The sequence below is a fragment of the Domibacillus tundrae genome (assembly GCF_000970675.1).
GTDB classification, from domain to species: domain Bacteria; phylum Bacillota; class Bacilli; order Bacillales; family Domibacillaceae; genus Domibacillus; species Domibacillus tundrae.
The window spans coordinates 314765-330809 of record NZ_LAJA01000001.1; the positions used below are offsets into that span (position 1 = coordinate 314765).

Consider the following 16045-nt stretch of genomic DNA (forward strand, 5'->3'; position numbering starts at 1 on the left):
CTGCCCGTCCGGCCGAAACCTTTGTTTAAATTTACATATTTTTCTTGAAATGATAAAATAGAGAAGAGGTGATTCGGTGAAAGCGGTGAAGATTACACTGTTTGTCATGACGCTTATCGTGTTTGGCTTGTTTATGATCGGTTTTTCGATGACACCGGCACCGGGGGCCTCATCCGGTAACGGCAACCCGGCCTTCTTCATTTTGTTTGCGCTTGTGCCGCTGTTTGTTGTGATGTCATTGCTTTGGTGGACACTGCTGCGATTTTATACCATTCGGACGTCAGCGTATGTGATCGGGACCGGTGCGATTTTGATCCATTTGGCCGCTGCGTTTTTGTACCGGCAGCATACGCTTAACGCGTACCGGGATGTCATCCGGCAGGCACTTGCCGATCGAGGCGGCACGGTTGATGGGAATTATCTTCAAAGCATAACAACCGGTTTATCTTTTCACATTAACAACCAGAATTTTAACGTGAATACATTTTTGATGTTTCTCACAGCGTCAATCCTTGCGGCAATTATATTTAGGCTTTCGGATCAATGGGACGGGCGGTCCAAAAGGAGAGCTGAATAATGGAGATCGTGATTGCTGGGCTGCTCCCTGTTTTAACAATTGCGGGCTGGCTTGTGGGATATTGGTGGCTGAGTTCGAAAGAACATGAATAATTAATGAGCTGGCTGATAGGGATCAGCCGGCATTTTTCACTGTATAAAAATTGGTTCTATTTCCAAAAATACTATATGATGGACCCATATCAGGGATGGAGAGGAGCAAGAGTATGCCGTATCTTTTTATTGCGATGATCATTGGAATCACTGCGTTTTTGATCATCAGAGCCGCCCGAAAGAGATCTTTGCCAAAAAACAACTACACGCCGCATGACGACATCGAGCTCGGTCGTCCGTTTGATTCAAAGCGGGATGAGCCGGGATCAGATACAAAACACAGTATTCAGTACGAAGAAAAACGGGATGACTAACCGGCGAAAGATATTCAACAGGCTAAAGCCGAAAACGATTTATGGAAAAACTGCCATGGCCTGTTTCGTTTATTATGTGGTACTCGGTGTGCTTTTTTTCCTGAATCCGCAGCTTTTTATGACCGCGTCGATCCTGCCGATAACCGGCGGGATCGCGTTTTTGGCGATTTTCACGGGCATTATGGGCGGCTGGAAAGAAGCGGATGACGCAAAAACAGTACCGATCATCGCGCTTTTCTTTAGTATACCGGTCTTATGCACCGCTATTTATTTGCGGGTTTATTGGACGTTTGGCGGTTGAAATTCAGATTAAAAAGGAGCATTTTTATGAAAAAATGGTGGATGTTATTTCCCGTTTTTCTTCTGCTTGCCGCCTGCCAAATGAGTCCGCCTTCTTTGTCTGTAAAAGCGGATGGGAAATCTTTGAAGGTGTATCAGGGGAGTTATTGCTGGCAGTCGATGGGGAAAGGCGAATGCGCGGATACTGGCGGACCGGCGGATATTATCGGGGAAGACGAACCAAAGACGGTGAAAGCAGGCAGTGAAGCTGTTCTTTCTTTTTGGGGAGACCCGGATCAGCTCTATATTTCGCTCGAAGGAAGACAGGAAACAGTGGAATTATCCATGAAAGACGGAAAAGCGTCTGTTTCTCTTCCAAGTGAGCCGGGCGTTTATCAATACGGTGTGCATGGGAACTGGGAGCAGGGTGATGCCACTTATGTTTTCCAGATCAAGATCGAATAGTGGAGGAACCGTGATGAAACAATGGGGAATGATGCTGGCAGCGGGAATCGTGCTTGCCGGCTGTTCAGAACAAGCAGGCACGGATCAAAGTCAGGATAAAACGGTGACCGTGCAGGCGGATGAATTATTCAAAGGGGAATTAAAAACGCTGCAGCTTGGGAAGCCAATTTTATTGAAGAAGATGGCATGGTCATTCAGCCGGGCGAACGGAAAGCCCTTTGGGGATACGGGATAAATGCCGGAAACGAAATGTCTGCTTCAACAGAAGAATCCATTCAAAACGCGGACTGGGGCGTTCTCGTCTATATCGAAGCAGCTAAGTGAGGTTTTATTTCATGTAAAGGAGAATCGATTATGCGTACATTTCGTCGTGTCCTAGTCTTTTTCATAATCGCCATCGTCGGGTTTACAGGCTACGATCAAGTCGTCAAAAGCCAAAAGCTCCCGCTTGAAATGACGGCGTTTAACAGTTTTACACAAGAAGAATTAAACAGAATTCCTGTCAGTCCAAAGGATTCGACCGTCAAAAACGTCTGGTATAAAGGGAAGATTGCCTATGAAATTACCTTTCATCATACCGAAACCGAATCAGCCGGCAATTTGATTGTGTACGTCGGAAGAGATCGTGAAACCGTTCTCGGGCAAAAAAATGAAGATTGATCATCATATTAAATACCAGGATTATTTTTTTAAGAAAATTCTGTACAAAAAGAAAAGGCTGTCTCGTTTTGAGACAGCCCTCATTCGTTAAGAAAGTAAAAAATCTCCTTCAAGCACAGTCGAAAAATGAACCCGCCACTCGGCCAGTTCATCAGGCGTCATTGGCTTGGCGTAGTAGTAGCCTTGAATAGTAAGAGAGCGGGCGGTCGTCACAAGAAAGCGGACTTGCTCTGCCGTCTCGACACCCTCAATGACAATCTGCAAGTTTAACGATTGGCCGAGCGTGATAATCGCATGTAAAATCGCCGAATCTTTTTGGGACAGCGGAACCCGGTCGACGAACGACTTATCAATTTTTAACGTTGTAATCGGCATTTGCCGCAGAAAAGAAAGAGACGAAACCCCGGTTCCAAAGTCATCAAGGGCAACCGAAAAACCTTGTTCCCGAAATAATCTGATCGCCCGGATTGCGCTTTCCACCGACTGAACAACACTCGTTTCGGTAATTTCGAGTTCGAGCTGCTTTGGATCGATTTGATAATGGTCGATTGTTTTCTTTAAAGCCGCGATCAGCCTTGCCGACGTGATGTATTCACCCGGAATGTTGACTGCAATTTTTTGGTCAGGTACGCCGCTTTTTTCCCATTGGCTAATTTGCCGGGCTGCTCGGTCAATTAGCCAATCAGTCACATCATCAATGCGGTGATTTTGTTCCAGAATCGGAATGAAAATCTCAGGCGACATCATGCCGTGAACCGGATGACGCCAGCGAATGAGCGCTTCAAAGCCATTTAACCGATGAGTATCAGCGAAAATTTTCGGCTGATAGACAAGAAACAATTCATCTTCTTTCATGGCACTGGCGAGACCGTTTAAAATTTCCTGCTGAAATGAAAAGGTATGAACAGTAGAATCATATAAAATGATGTCATGTTCATACTTGATTAACGGATGTTCCAAAACAGCCAGTGCGTTCGCATAAAGCTGGTGGTGCGTGTCCGCTCCTTTGACGAAGGAAATCGCACACACAGATGACAGCTCAATCCACTTTTCCTCCAGCAGCAAAGGCCCTTTCCATTTCAGCGCAATCGTCGCCATTGCCTGCCGGAAAATATCCAGGTCCACTCCTTGGACAAGAAACGCAAACCGGTTTCCTTCAATTCGATACAAATCTGTAAAATCCAGATCAGACTCCCGCAATTCACACGCTATGTGCTGAATGACCCGATCGCCAAATGAATATCCATATCCATTGTTAATTTTCTCCAAATTATGGAAATTCCAAATGGCCAGACTGCGGCTGTCGGACGACTTATTCAGCATTTTCTCAAACTGGCGCCGGTTCGGCAGGCGGGTGAGGCCATCGAAATAACTAATCTTGTAGTCAATGTACCGGTCCATGGTGCTTGAAAAAAGCAGTGTTGTGAGCAAAAAGAACATCCCAATGGCAACCGGTATAATAAGCATCGTCATGTCCGTATGGCCCGCGTGTTCCTCTATTATGAACTCAGGCGAAGTATAAAACGTCATCGCGGCCATACCTGTATAGTGCATGCTTGAAACGGCCATGCCCATTAAAAGAGCCGTAACTATTTTAATGACCCGTTTCTCCATGAGCCGCTTCAAGTTTGAAAAGACGAATAGCGCGACAAACGAAACAACAATGGCGATGGCAATCGACACAAGAAAAAGCCAGACATCATACCGGTACACGGCATCCATGACCATGGCGGCCATGCCGGTATAGTGCATGGATGCAATGCCAATCCCCATAGCAATACCGGCTAATGTAAATGAAAGGAATGACTGCTTGGGCCGGCTGGCTAAAGAAAACGCCATAAAGGAAGCAAGGATAGCTGGTACAATCGAGACAAATGTCCAAACGTGGTTATAGCGCATAGCCACAGGCAGCGAAAAAGCGCTCATGCCGATAAAATGCATCGACCATATCCCAAAGCCCATCGCAAGTGACGCCAAAATGAGCCAGATGGATTGATGAAAGAAGCTGTTTTTCCGAACCCGTTCATTTAGCGAGAGAGCAGTATACGAGGCCAAGCACGCAAGGAAAATCGAAAGAAAAACAAACGGCATCGAATGATGGCCGGAGAGTTCTATATATCCTGGTGGGGCAGAAGACGTAAACATAGTGATTCCTCGTTTCTACACAGTTCGTAGTGTTAATATCGGACAACGTTTCGGCATCTGAAGTATATCAGGCTAAAAAATATACATAATTGGACATAAAACGTCATCATTAGACAAAAAAGAGCGAATTGGACAAACGAAATGAGTAAATAGAGGATTATTTTCAAAAGTGAAGATAATATGTTGAAATATTAAAAAAAGATTTTTCTTTCTCATAAAACTCTCATAATAGAGGATTAAAATGGAAGAAAGGAGTGAGTAATTTGAAAAAAACAGCGATAGCACTTTATTTATCCGCCTTTCTTGCCGGCTGCCAGTCAGCCGGGGAACCCGCGACAAAAAAAGAAGAGCCGGATATCGAGCAGACGTCAAAGCAGGAACAAAATATCATTGCTGAACTAAAGCAGACAACAGAGGATACGGCGCTTCGTAATGCGGCATATGAAGATGTGCTGAAAAGTGATACGCTGACCGGCGGCTATTTGGGTGAAAACACACCGGAGCTGCAAGAAGATTTGGGCGTTCAGTCCATTGAAGCGGACGCGGTCATGCAGGTGATTGGTGCTGTATACGGAGATTTTTATGATTATGGCATTATGTATGGAAAAAATCAGACGTCAGGTGCTGCGGAACCAGGCATTTGGGTCGGCATTAAGAAGCCGGATGAAAAAGCGGATGAACTAGTGCGCCGATTGCAGAAACAAGCGGATGAAGGAAAAATTTTGGCGAAGTATATTCATCTTTTTGAAAGTGAGTACAGCGACAAAGACAATGAAGTGTTGATGTACAACGTGTCGAAAGCAATCAAGCCGATGAAAGACGCCATGCCGGAGCCGGACCGTGTGGCGCTTGGCGTGAGTGTGGATACGATCACCCGGACAATTGAAATTGGGCATGACTTTTTAACAAAGGAACAAATGACCGAGCTAAAGAAGCAATTTTCCAAATATGACCTGGCATTTACGCAAGAAGGGCGCATGCTGCCACTGCCAGGTGAACCGGATGTGGAGTATCCGGACGAGACGGTAACACGTGAGCTGTCGACAAAAGGAAGCTGGGTTATGAGTGTGTCAGAGGAGGAGATGCTTGTGATGGATGCAAAGCCGAATGATTTCTCAGCGAATGGCAGCGAAAAAGAGTCCTATGGAGCGGTATTCTTTCAATTTCCGAAAGCGGATGAAAAACTAAAAGTCGGCCAGCGCGTTACTGTTGAAGCGTCAGGACCCATCATGGAATCGTATCCGGGGCAGGGCGGAGCTAAATTTGTAACGGTCCTGCCGACGTATCAGCCGGATAACGCTGATTTAACGGAAGAAGAAGTTGTCCGGTCCGCTATCAGCCAACACAAAAGCAAGGGGTCTTTTGCGGCTATTCGAAGAGTTCAATTTGAGGAAGCATCTGACCAGTGGACCGTTACATTTGTTGACTCGATGCAGCCGGAGCCAAACGTGACAGATATCGTCGTCGCCGATCAAAAATAACTGGATACAAGCGGTTTATAATGGAAGAAAAAAAGGCGGAAGAAATGAAGAACCTGCTGGAAAGCAGCCCGTAACGACCGGTTTTTTCACTATAGAATGGATTCTCTTTTTATTTTTGGTTTATCATCCATATGAACGGCTGTTAAAGGGATAAGTCTTTTTAGGATATAGGAGTTTTGATGAATAAGAGCAACTCGGACAAGTGCCGTTAGACCCTGATAGCATACTAGTTTTTCCAATGTCTAGCGAACTATTTACGGTCTTACCTTTAAATGCTAAAATCAGCTGAACACATTTCAGATAGGAGATTAGCAGAATTGAATAAATACGCATTTTTTACAGCCGCAACAGCCGCAACAGTCACGGTCGCAAGCTTCTCAGCTCCTGCAAGCGCAGCATATGAGCATCCATTTACAGACGTTGGAGACCGCTACGGTGAAGCGGTTGACTTTTTATATATGATTGAAGCCATCAACGGCGTTTCTTCCACGAAATTTGGCACACAGCAAACGTTAACACGCGGAGATGCGGCGGTTATTTTGTCCAATATGCTTGGGCTGGATACAGAAAGCGCAGCGGACGCCGGATTTAAAGATTTAAACAGCAGAGTGAAAGGGTCTGTCAATGCACTTGCAGAATACGAAATTGTTTCCGGCGTGACAGCAACTGAATTTAAGCCGGGTGAACCGCTCAGCCGCGGGGCGATGGCAAAATTCCTCGTTACGGCGTTTGAACTGGAAGAATATGCGGTTGAAACACCGTTCACGGATGTCGGCGGAGTGTTCGAGCCGTACATAGAAGCCCTCTACGGAACTGGCATTACCAATGGTAAAACTGATACCTCATACGGCACAAATCAAAACATTACACGCGGCGAGTTCGCGAACCTGCTGTACGGCACCGTGTTGTTTGATATTGAAAACTCATATTATCCGGTTCCGGTCGATGCGACAGTAGCATCCGCCACATCTACACAAATCGTGCTTGAAGAAGCAGCACCGGAAGACTATACACCAACAGACATTGCCGACATGCTTTACTTCTCGATTGACTACGGCGATGGGACTGAAAACGATTTTGAACCGACGTCATATTCGCTTTCTGCTGATCGCACAACGCTGACGATTCAGCATAAAAACGAAGATTTGACGGGCAAAAAAGGCATTATGCTGATCAACGACTGGGAAACAATTCTTGAAGCGCCGTTTGACTTTACATCGGCAACGATTACATCAAGTGCTAATGTAGAAGGCTCATTTGAACAGCCGGCAGACTTGCCAGCAACAGAAGCAGCTCAATAAGTTTACGAGAGTGTCTCGAGTCATCGAGGCACTCTTTTTATTTTTTCTCAGCAAATGGTATAATATACATTATTTACATTGGATGCGAAAAGGAGCGTTGATCATGGACTTTTACGAATCGAAACGAAATTTGCGCTTTTTGGCTGTGTTTTGTATGGTTCTGGTTTTATTTTTCGGGGGATTTGCGTATTTGGCTTTTACCGAGGAGGAATTTTTTATGGCGGTGTTTTTCTTCTTGTTTACGCTGCTTATGATTTGGGTGGCCAGGCAAAGTGTGCAGAAAGTATTGGGACACGGTCCATACGCAACGACAACGAGTTCGCACCTCATTCTATACGTGATGCCGGATGAAAAAGTGGACATTCGCTGGGAAGATATTCTTGATTATTTATTTTATGAAATAAAAGGGAATGAGTTTCTCGGGCTCAAACTGGCAAATGAAGAAACGTATACGGCGAAAATGAAGCGGCTGGCTGGGCTGAATGCCAAAATGGGCTACCCGATGTTTAACATCAATTTTCGGCATATCACTGAAAAAAAGCAGCTGCTCGAGGAATTAGACCGTCGCAATCCGAACGTCACGATTCAGTTTGAAGAAGGATCGATCTAAATGGACATTCGCCTGCTTCATCCATCAGAAACACCACCATATGAGCTGCTGCTGCTTGCCGATCCATCACGCCGCATTATTGACGAGTACCTGGAACGGGGCGAATGTTTTTTAGCAGAAGAAAACAGCATGATTATCGGCGTATACGTACTGCTGCCGACCCGTCCAGAAACAATAGAATTGGTCAATATCACGGTGGTGGAAACGTATCAGGGAAAAGGTTTTGGGAAAAAAATGATTTTCCATGCCATTGAGCAAGCGCGTTCTAAAGCATATAAAACGATTGAAGTCGGCACCGGAAACTCCAGTCTCCCGCAGCTCGCTCTTTACCAAAAATGTGGATTTCGGATGACCGGTGTCGACAGCGGCTTTTTTATCCGGCATTACGAAGAAGAAATTTGGGAAAATGGCATTCAGTGCCGGGATATGGTCAGGCTGGAGATGGACTTATCATGACACGGTTTTATTATCTTTCTTCGAAGCAGCCTTTAGACACTGGATTCTTTGGCCAAATTCCTGCCAAATCCCGAAAAGCAAATGATGTGTTTTTAACGTTAGAAAAGGTTATAGTTAATTGGTCAATAAAGCAGGGGGAAAAAGAATGAAAAGAAAAAAAAAGACGTCTTTAAAACGAACTGTAATTGGGCTCGTTTTTGTGCTCATGATCGGTTTATTTATTGCCGCAAGCTCGTTTATGTACGTAAATATAAAGAAGGCGATTGATGAGACGGTTCGGGAGTCGACGATTTTGCACGCCGACCGGATTGCGGACAGCATCGATCCGGATGTATACGCGGCTTTTTTGGAAAATCCCGAAAAAAACGATACATATGAACAGCTGCGGGTTCAGTTAAATGAGTACCGCGAAAAAATCGGCGCGATGTACGTGTACACATTGCAGGCTGATGACAACGAATCGCTCGCCATTATTATTGATGGCATGGCATCAACAGAAGATACGGTTGATATCGGAGAGCCGACTACTGCTACAACGTATAAGGACGTTGAGTCGGTTTTTAACGGAAATACCGCGGCAACGGACATTGTCAGTGATCCGGATTACGGCGATTACATGTCCGCCTTTGCGCCGATCAAAGATCAAAACGGCACAATTATTGGTGTAATTGGCGTAGATATGGAAGCGAATTTAGTTAAATCCATCGCGAAAAACGTGTTAAATGAGACCATCCCGGTGTTCGTGATCGGGCTTTTAGCGGTGCTGGCGGCAGTGTTGGCCATCCTTTATGTGTTTTTAACAAAACGGCTGAATCCACTGGCGAAGCTAAACGAAGCATCGGCGCTCATAGCAGAAGGGAAAATTGGCCAGGCGAAGCAGAAAATGAATTCGCTTCGTGTTACCTCAAATGACGAAATTGGGGTGTTAAGCGGGTCAATTGGGAATATGATTGATACATTAGAAAGTATGCTGCAGGATATTCAAGCCCATTCAGCTGACGTCAAACAGCAAAGTGATGCGCTCAATCAAACGTCCCATGATATGAAGGAATCCAGCAGCCAAATTGCCGTAACAATGGAAGAAATGGCAACCGCTGTTGAGCAGCAGGCGCAAGCGACCGGGAGCATTTCAGATGAAATGAACCGTTTTTCAACGTTGATTTCCGCTGCCGTCCAACAAGGAGACGCGATTTCAGGTTCGTCCAATGTAATGATGAATCGGACGAATAAAGGGGAAGCCTTCATGTCTTCGTCAATTGGTCAAATGGATGAAACATACACGATGGTGCAGCAGTCCGTTCAAAAAGTAAAAGAACTTGAAACGAAAACGAATGAAGTGCACACGCTCGTTTCGTTTATAAGCGGTGTAGCGGACCAAACCAATTTATTGGCACTGAATGCAGCAATCGAAGCGGCACGCGCGGGAGAAGCGGGCAAAGGATTCGCGGTTGTAGCGGATGAAGTCCGCAAGCTTTCCGATCAAGTGTCGAAGTCCGTCCAGGATATTCAGCGTATCGTCCAAAGTGTCAATCACACGACCAATGAAGTGGCTGCTTTCCTTGAACAGGGATTGAAGCAAGTGTCAGAAGGTAAAAATAATTTGAGTCAAACAGGTGAAGCATTTCAAGCTATCACCAGTGAAATCCATTCGATGGACAGCTTGATCAAACAAATGCAGGAGCGGCTTCAAGATGTATTAGCCAGACAGGGACAAATGACAAACGCTTTATCAGACGTCGCGTCCATTTCCGAGGAAAGCGCGGCCGGCATTGAAGAAGTGACAGCAATGGCAGAGCAAATGACCCATCTGGCGTATACAACGCAGGACCAAGTCGGAAAATTGCATGACATGTCTGCGGAACTTGATCAATTAAACCGGCGATTTACATTTTAATAAAATGATTTTGTACGCAGCCTTTCCATCGGAAAAATGTACGTAACGGTCGAATAATGTTAAGTGATGGTCGAATTAATTTTATTTCGACCATCACTTTGAGGAATTCAGCCGTTAAGGCTCTTTTTCCGACCATCAAGAAAGAAAAACCCGCTTCCTGTTAGAAAGGAAGCGGGTTTTTTTTATTACTTTGTTGCCGCAAAGCGTTCTTGTTCTACTTTCAGCAAGTTATTCACTGCGCTGAACAATGCTTTAATGGAGGAGTTCATAATATCCGGATCGATGCCGCAGCCCCAGTACACGGTGCCGTTGTCGGATGTGATGCTGACGTACGAGACGGCATTGGCTTGTGAACCGATCGACTGGGCATGTTCTTTGTACGTTAAATCTTTATACGAGATGCCAAGCTCCGTTTGAAGCGCATTGTTGATGGCATCCAGGCGGCCATTTCCGGCGCCGTGCCATTTATTCGTGTCACCGTTTATTTTCACTTGAATCGTTGTTGTCGCTGTGTCTTTTCCTTCAAACGTGTAGTCCAACAGCTCAGCCGGCGAGTCGACGTTGACAAACTCTTTCATAAAAATGTCGTGAATTTCGTTTGTCATTAATTCTTTCTGATTGCGGTCCGAGACGTCTTTTACTTTGTAGCCAAGCGTTTCGCGCATTTTCGGCGGAAGCTCGAAGCCGTATGCCTGTTCAAGCAAGTAACCGATGCCGCCTTTGCCAGACTGGCTGTTAATGCGGATGACTTCGCCTTCATATTCGCGGCCGATATCTTCCGGGTCCACTGGCAAATACGGAACGGTCCAATGCTTGCGCTCCTCTTGTTCACGCCACTTCATGCCTTTGGCAATCGCATCCTGATGCGAGCCGGAGAAGGCAGTGAAGACAAGCTTTCCTGCATATGGCTGGCGGTCCGGTACCGTCATGCGTGTCACGCGCTCGTACACTTCCTGAATCGCCGGCAGGTTATCCAAGTTCAGCTTCGGATCGACGCCGTGCGTGTACATATTTAATGCCAAAGTTACAATATCAACGTTTCCTGTCCGTTCGCCATTTCCAAACAATGTACCTTCGACGCGATCCGCGCCGGCTAAGATGCCAAGCTCCGCATCCGCAACGCCTGTGCCGCGGTCATTATGCGGATGAAGCGACAAAATGACGTTTTCACGGTACTTCATGTTTTCGCTCATGAATTCGATCTGGCTTGCATACACGTGCGGCATAGACATCGATACCGTCGCCGGCAAGTTAATAATCACTTTGTTGTCCGCAGTCGGCTGCCACACGTCAAGGACACTGTTGCACACGTCAAGCGCAAATTCAATTTCCGTACCGGTAAAGCTTTCCGGCGAGTATTGGAATTTAAAGTTGCCTTCCACTTCCGCTGCGTATTTATTCAACAATTTTGCGCCGCTGACGGCAATTTCTTTAATTTCTTCTTTCGAGCGTCTGAATACTTGCTCGCGCTGTGCCAAAGACGTGGAGTTGTACAAATGAACGACCGCGTTTTTCGCACCGCGAAGCGATTCGAATGTTTTCTCAATAATGTGCTCGCGTGACTGTGTCAGCACTTGAATCGTCACATCGTCCGGAATCAAATCCTGCTCAATCAACGTGCGAAGAAATGTGTACTCCGTATCGGATGCTGCTGGGAAGCCAACTTCAATTTCTTTAAAACCCACATCGACAAGCACCTGGAAATACTCCAATTTTTCCTGAAGATTCATCGGGATAATGAGCGCCTGATTGCCATCGCGCAAATCAACGCTGCACCATGTCGGCGCTTCGGTAATGGACTCCTTTTGTGTCCATTTCAAGCTCGTTGCCGGCGGCATAAAATAATTACGCGTATATTTACTAACATTTTTCATTACAATCATCCTTTCGTTTTTAAATAAAAATAAAAAACGCCCGTCATCTCTATAAAGAGACGACAGGCGTTAACCTTCCGTGGTACCACTCTTGTTGGCTTATGTGTGCACATAAACCCGCTTGAAAGCTGATTACGGGGCGTCCGTCAAAGCTTACTAATCTTTCAGCTTTGCCGCTCATGGGCGAGTTGGGGAAGCGATTGACTGCCTTTCACCAGCCGGCAGCTCTCTTCGAACAATCACGATTCCTTAATGCTCCCAGTCGAAGCGTTTAAACGTTTAATTTTTACCATCGTATTACCGATTTGCCAGTTTGTCAATGTGAATTGAAGAAATTATGCAAAAATTGCTGAAATATGTACAGACAAAGGGCGTTATTTTGCTCCTTTTAAACATATCCAATGTTAACGTTGCAGCATCCACACACCGATCCAACTGAGGGCCAATACCCAAATGAATAAAACAGCCGCTCCCGCCACCCAGTTTTTCGGCTTCCCATTCTTAATGAGCTCTTCTGCTTTTACTTCACAATCCGCAATAACCGGTTCCGGAATCATTTTTAACGCAAGAAAAATCCCGAGCGGCACTAAAATAAGATCGTCTAAATAGCCAAGGACCGGAATGAAATCCGGAATAAGGTCAATCGGGCTGAACGCATACGCAACGACACAAGCGGTAAACACTTTTGCGTACCACGGCACCCGCTCATCCTGATAGGCAAAATATAAAACAAACAAACGGCGTTTCAACTGCTTCGCCCAATTTTTTAAACGATTCATCGCAAATCTCCTTTTTCAGATACATACAGTATATAGGAAACAGTGAATCAAATAGTATGAACAACTTGGATAAATGAATCATTTTTTAGAAAGGCTTGCTAATTTCTTTAACACCCACTAAAATGGAAAAAACAGAAAATTCAACGCGATGATGAAGAAGAGTATGCAGCCGGACCATTGCAGAGAGCGGATGGGTGGTGAAAATCCGTGCGGGACGGCTGCGGAATGGGCTTTGGAGCACCCCGCTGAACGATTAGTAGGCGGTGGCGGAAGGTCTGACCGGTAAAACAGACGAAGGATCGGTGTTATGTTCAACCGTCCGGATAAGTGTGTTCTGTAATGGAACGAACGAAGGTGGCACCGCGGGTCTCCCGTCCTTTTTTTAGGATGGGGGACTCTTTTATTTTATTTAAAAAGGGGATAGATGACATGCAAAAAGCGGGATTAGATTTAGAAAGAATCGTTTTTATCGGACGGACATTCGAGGAGTATAGGACGATGTTTTCTCTGTCGGTCGATGAATTAAAAGGGAAAAAGGTATTGGATTGTCCGGCAGGTGCCTGCTCTTTTACAGCGGTTGGTAGGGAAAAGGGACTGGATGTGACGGCTTGTGATATTGCGTATTACCATCCTGGTGAAGCGCTCGCCGAGAAGGGAAAAAAAGATCTCGAACATGCGATGGTAAGTGTTGAAAAAGCAAAAGCACAATATGTATTTGAGTATTTTCATGATGTGGCAGATCTCGCCCAGCACCGGACCCGTGCCTTGACGAACTGTGCGAAGGATATGAAAAAGAATCCGGATCGCTACGTCCCGGTCACCTTGCCGAAGCTGCCCTTTGAGGATGGCCAATTTGATGTGATCCTCTCCGCGCATTTTTTGTTCACATACGGCGGCCGGCTCGACAAACAATTCCATCTCGATACGATCAAAGAACTGCTGCGCGCTGCAAAAGAAGAAATTCGGATTTTTCCGTTGGTTGATTTGTCCGGAAACCGTTATGAGCATTTGGATGAAATTATTGAGAACCTGAAAGAACAAGGTCACCAGGTGGAAGAAATTCGTGTGCCGTACGAATTTCAGCGGAATGCGAATACGATGATGAAGATTCTTAAATAGGCCAGGTAAGGAGAAAAAATGTGGATATCATTGAACAGGTTCGTTCACAAAATCGTCTTTCACCTGGTCCTGTCAAATCTACGCCGTTAACCGGTGGTACGTCAAGCTTGGTGTTTCTGCTTGAAGACAGCACCGGTGCGAAATATGTGCTGAAACAAAATGAGCCGCATGTGATCGAAGCGGAAGCGGATTTTTTTCTGTTACGTGGATGCAGCTCTTTTGCCAAATCTTCTTTACAAAGAACCGTTCAAAATGAACGGCTTTTAAACGGGAACGTATTGATTGGGCTGTATCTTCGCCTGGCGTCTTGCGTGAAACACCATCCGGCTGATTGGACTGAATATGAAAAAGCATGGGTATATTGGAAAGACGTGATCAATCAAAAAAAGTAAAGATCGATAAAGGAGCAATGCGCATGTATTTTGTTGATGACCATCATGCCGTCAATTACAAGTTAACGCAGCTTCAGTGGGAATTCGCCAGCTATGATCCAGAGTATGCCGCGGCCTGCTATATTTTGGCCGTGCCGATGGTTTTCGAAAAAATCGTGCACGACCTTGACACACACGAAAGCCCGGTGGACTGGATCATCAACTGGGAAGAAGGTGATTCGGCATACGACCTCTGCAGCTCGGCGATTCAGCTCGGGCGGCTCGCGCTTCACTTATGGAACGGCTCGGAGTCATTTCATTTACTGCAATGTCTCGAAAGCATGCAGGGGCATCATTACGATGTCGTCAAAACCGCCATGGATGTGCGGATGGGGAGGCTGAGATAAAGATGAGCATTGAAGCAAAACTGAAAAACATGCCGGAGATGGAAACAGACCGTCTTTTATTGAGAAAAATCACACTCGATGATGTAGATGATTTGTTTGAGTTTTCTTCAGATCCGGACGTTTCTGGTTACATGAGATGGGAAACAAATGAGGCAAAAGAGGAGACGATGGCATTTGTCCGGGCAGTGATTCAAGGATATGGAAATGGAACGTCTGGAGACTGGGCCATCGTTCATAAAAAACACAAAAAAGTGATAGGCACATGCGCGTTTGTCAGCTGGTCCAATGAGCATCAAAAAGCGGAAATCGGGTTTATGCTGCACCAAGGTTATTGGGGACAAGGGTTTGCATTAGAAGCAGTCACTACGTTTATTACATACGGATTTGAGGTGCTGAAGCTAAACCGCATTGAAGGTCACTGTGATCCGGAGAATATCGGATCTGAGAAGGTGATGCGAAAAGCCGGCATGACGTTCGAAGGTGTTTTGAGAAAAAATGAGCGGATCAAAGGGGAGTTCAGTGATACAAAAATATTTTCGATTTTAAGGGAGGAATATAGGGGGAATTATTCAAGCTAAACGAAGGAGGACTAATACAAACGTGTTTTTTTGCTTCAGTTGATGGGTGTGGAAACGATCATTAGCCTGGAAAAAAGTAAATCGTTTGGCAAAGGATTATTTAAAAATTCTTTTTTAAAAAATGGAAATGAAATGTTTATCATTAATTCCTTCAGGGTATTAGAATGAAGTAACAGTTGAATGCAGGTTTTGGGCAGGATGGCAAAGGTGGCTGTCAGTGTATTTGACGTAGGTGGGGTCGATACGGGAAATTGGATACTCTTTATGATGGAAATTTTGTCGAGTTTTCTTTTATTCTTTCAGTAAGTTGCCCTTTGGATAAACTGAACTAAGAGGAGGAAAAAGGAAATGGCTTCGTTACAAGAACTTCATACTAGTGCAGCAGACATTCAGGCGATGAATATCCTCACAAAAATGGCAGCGGAAGATGACGCAGTCTACATTCTGGCCCGTGAACGTGACGTAACGAGAGCAGCAGCCGACAAATCCGATGATGAAAAACTAAGAGATCAATATATGTTGTTCAGCAGTTTATTTTAAGAGAGAATACAGGCTGATGTTTCAGAAGAAAAAAAGGGATGTCCGAATTTATATCGGACGTCTTTTTTTTGATTTTCGAACCGTTAAGCCGATTTACAAATCT

At 45.3% G+C, this 16045-nt stretch carries 19 protein-coding genes and 2 other annotated features; of the genes, 16 read left to right on the forward strand and 3 right to left on the reverse strand.

Annotation, left to right across the window (positions count from 1 at the left end; genetic code table 11):
* Positions 1–76: 76 nt before the first annotated feature.
* From VQ00_RS01505 to VQ00_RS01530, 6 genes are all read left to right on the forward strand, one after another.
* On the forward strand, positions 77–577 hold the full coding sequence (locus VQ00_RS01505) for a hypothetical protein (RefSeq protein WP_046178356.1): 501 nt from the start codon (positions 77–79) through the stop codon (positions 575–577).
* Between the two features lie 205 nt (positions 578–782).
* Positions 783–983, forward strand: coding sequence for a hypothetical protein (locus tag VQ00_RS01510; RefSeq protein ID WP_046178357.1), 201 nt, complete (start codon positions 783–785; stop codon positions 981–983).
* Between the two features lie 55 nt (positions 984–1038).
* Complete coding sequence (locus tag VQ00_RS01515) at positions 1039–1284, forward strand: hypothetical protein (RefSeq protein WP_156153943.1); 246 nt, start codon at positions 1039–1041, stop codon at positions 1282–1284.
* A gap of 26 nt (positions 1285–1310) precedes the next feature.
* Positions 1311–1727 carry a hypothetical protein gene (locus VQ00_RS01520; RefSeq protein WP_046178359.1) on the forward strand — a complete coding sequence of 139 codons (417 nt, stop codon included), beginning with the start codon at positions 1311–1313 and terminating at the stop codon, positions 1725–1727.
* A 13-nt stretch (positions 1728–1740) separates the two neighbouring features.
* Positions 1741–1962 carry a hypothetical protein gene (locus VQ00_RS01525; RefSeq protein WP_046178360.1) on the forward strand — a complete coding sequence of 74 codons (222 nt, stop codon included), beginning with the start codon at positions 1741–1743 and terminating at the stop codon, positions 1960–1962.
* 119 nt (positions 1963–2081) lie between these two features.
* Positions 2082–2387 carry a hypothetical protein gene (locus tag VQ00_RS01530; protein ID WP_052728271.1) on the forward strand — a complete coding sequence of 102 codons (306 nt, stop codon included), beginning with the start codon at positions 2082–2084 and terminating at the stop codon, positions 2385–2387.
* 87 nt (positions 2388–2474) lie between these two features.
* Here VQ00_RS01530 and VQ00_RS01535 read toward each other — a convergent pair whose 3' ends face one another.
* On the reverse strand, positions 2475–4532 hold the full coding sequence (locus VQ00_RS01535) for a bifunctional diguanylate cyclase/phosphodiesterase (RefSeq protein ID WP_052728273.1): 2058 nt from the start codon (positions 4530–4532) through the stop codon (positions 2475–2477).
* A 263-nt stretch (positions 4533–4795) separates the two neighbouring features.
* Here VQ00_RS01535 and VQ00_RS01540 point away from each other — a divergent pair, with 263 nt between their 5' ends.
* The 5 genes from VQ00_RS01540 to VQ00_RS01560 all read left to right on the forward strand — a co-directional run bounded on the left by VQ00_RS01540 (position 4796) and on the right by VQ00_RS01560 (position 10274).
* The gene (locus tag VQ00_RS01540) at positions 4796–6013 is read left to right on the forward strand and encodes a DUF3221 domain-containing protein (protein ID WP_046178361.1); all 1218 of its coding nucleotides are present in this window, start codon (positions 4796–4798) and stop codon (positions 6011–6013) included.
* A gap of 317 nt (positions 6014–6330) precedes the next feature.
* Complete coding sequence (locus VQ00_RS01545) at positions 6331–7314, forward strand: S-layer homology domain-containing protein (RefSeq protein ID WP_046178362.1); 984 nt, start codon at positions 6331–6333, stop codon at positions 7312–7314.
* A gap of 103 nt (positions 7315–7417) precedes the next feature.
* The gene (locus tag VQ00_RS01550) at positions 7418–7924 is read left to right on the forward strand and encodes an STM3941 family protein (protein WP_046178363.1); all 507 of its coding nucleotides are present in this window, start codon (positions 7418–7420) and stop codon (positions 7922–7924) included.
* Positions 7925–8380, forward strand: a complete 456-nt coding sequence (locus VQ00_RS01555) for a GNAT family N-acetyltransferase (protein ID WP_046178364.1) — start codon at positions 7925–7927, stop codon at positions 8378–8380.
* A gap of 145 nt (positions 8381–8525) precedes the next feature.
* Positions 8526–10274 carry a methyl-accepting chemotaxis protein gene (locus VQ00_RS01560; protein ID WP_046178365.1) on the forward strand — a complete coding sequence of 583 codons (1749 nt, stop codon included), beginning with the start codon at positions 8526–8528 and terminating at the stop codon, positions 10272–10274.
* A gap of 185 nt (positions 10275–10459) precedes the next feature.
* Here VQ00_RS01560 and VQ00_RS01565 read toward each other — a convergent pair whose 3' ends face one another.
* Positions 10460–12148, reverse strand: a complete 1689-nt coding sequence (locus tag VQ00_RS01565; protein ID WP_046178366.1) for a 2-isopropylmalate synthase — start codon at positions 12146–12148, stop codon at positions 10460–10462.
* 52 nt (positions 12149–12200) lie between these two features.
* Positions 12201–12423: a binding site (T-box leader), on the reverse strand.
* 129 nt (positions 12424–12552) lie between these two features.
* Positions 12553–12927 carry a YkvA family protein gene (locus tag VQ00_RS01570; protein ID WP_046178367.1) on the reverse strand — a complete coding sequence of 125 codons (375 nt, stop codon included), beginning with the start codon at positions 12925–12927 and terminating at the stop codon, positions 12553–12555.
* Between the two features lie 139 nt (positions 12928–13066).
* Positions 13067–13309: a binding site (T-box leader), on the forward strand.
* 47 nt (positions 13310–13356) lie between these two features.
* Between VQ00_RS01570 and VQ00_RS01575 the strand changes: the two genes are divergently transcribed.
* The 5 genes from VQ00_RS01575 to VQ00_RS01595 all read left to right on the forward strand — a co-directional run bounded on the left by VQ00_RS01575 (position 13357) and on the right by VQ00_RS01595 (position 15942).
* A complete protein-coding gene (locus tag VQ00_RS01575; RefSeq protein WP_082091425.1) occupies positions 13357–14046 on the forward strand; it encodes a class I SAM-dependent methyltransferase in 690 nt (229 codons plus the stop codon).
* Positions 14047–14066: 20 nt separating this feature from the next.
* Positions 14067–14438 carry a hypothetical protein gene (locus tag VQ00_RS01580; protein ID WP_046178369.1) on the forward strand — a complete coding sequence of 124 codons (372 nt, stop codon included), beginning with the start codon at positions 14067–14069 and terminating at the stop codon, positions 14436–14438.
* Complete coding sequence (locus VQ00_RS01585) at positions 14408–14824, forward strand: DUF2538 family protein (RefSeq protein WP_172645523.1); 417 nt, start codon at positions 14408–14410, stop codon at positions 14822–14824. Before VQ00_RS01580 ends, VQ00_RS01585 begins: the two co-directional genes overlap by 31 nt.
* Before the next feature lie 2 nt (positions 14825–14826).
* Entirely contained in the window at positions 14827–15402 is a 576-nt protein-coding gene (locus tag VQ00_RS01590) for a GNAT family N-acetyltransferase (RefSeq protein ID WP_046178371.1), read from the forward strand.
* A gap of 348 nt (positions 15403–15750) precedes the next feature.
* Entirely contained in the window at positions 15751–15942 is a 192-nt protein-coding gene (locus tag VQ00_RS01595; protein ID WP_046178372.1) for a hypothetical protein, read from the forward strand.
* Positions 15943–16045 lie beyond the last annotated feature (103 nt).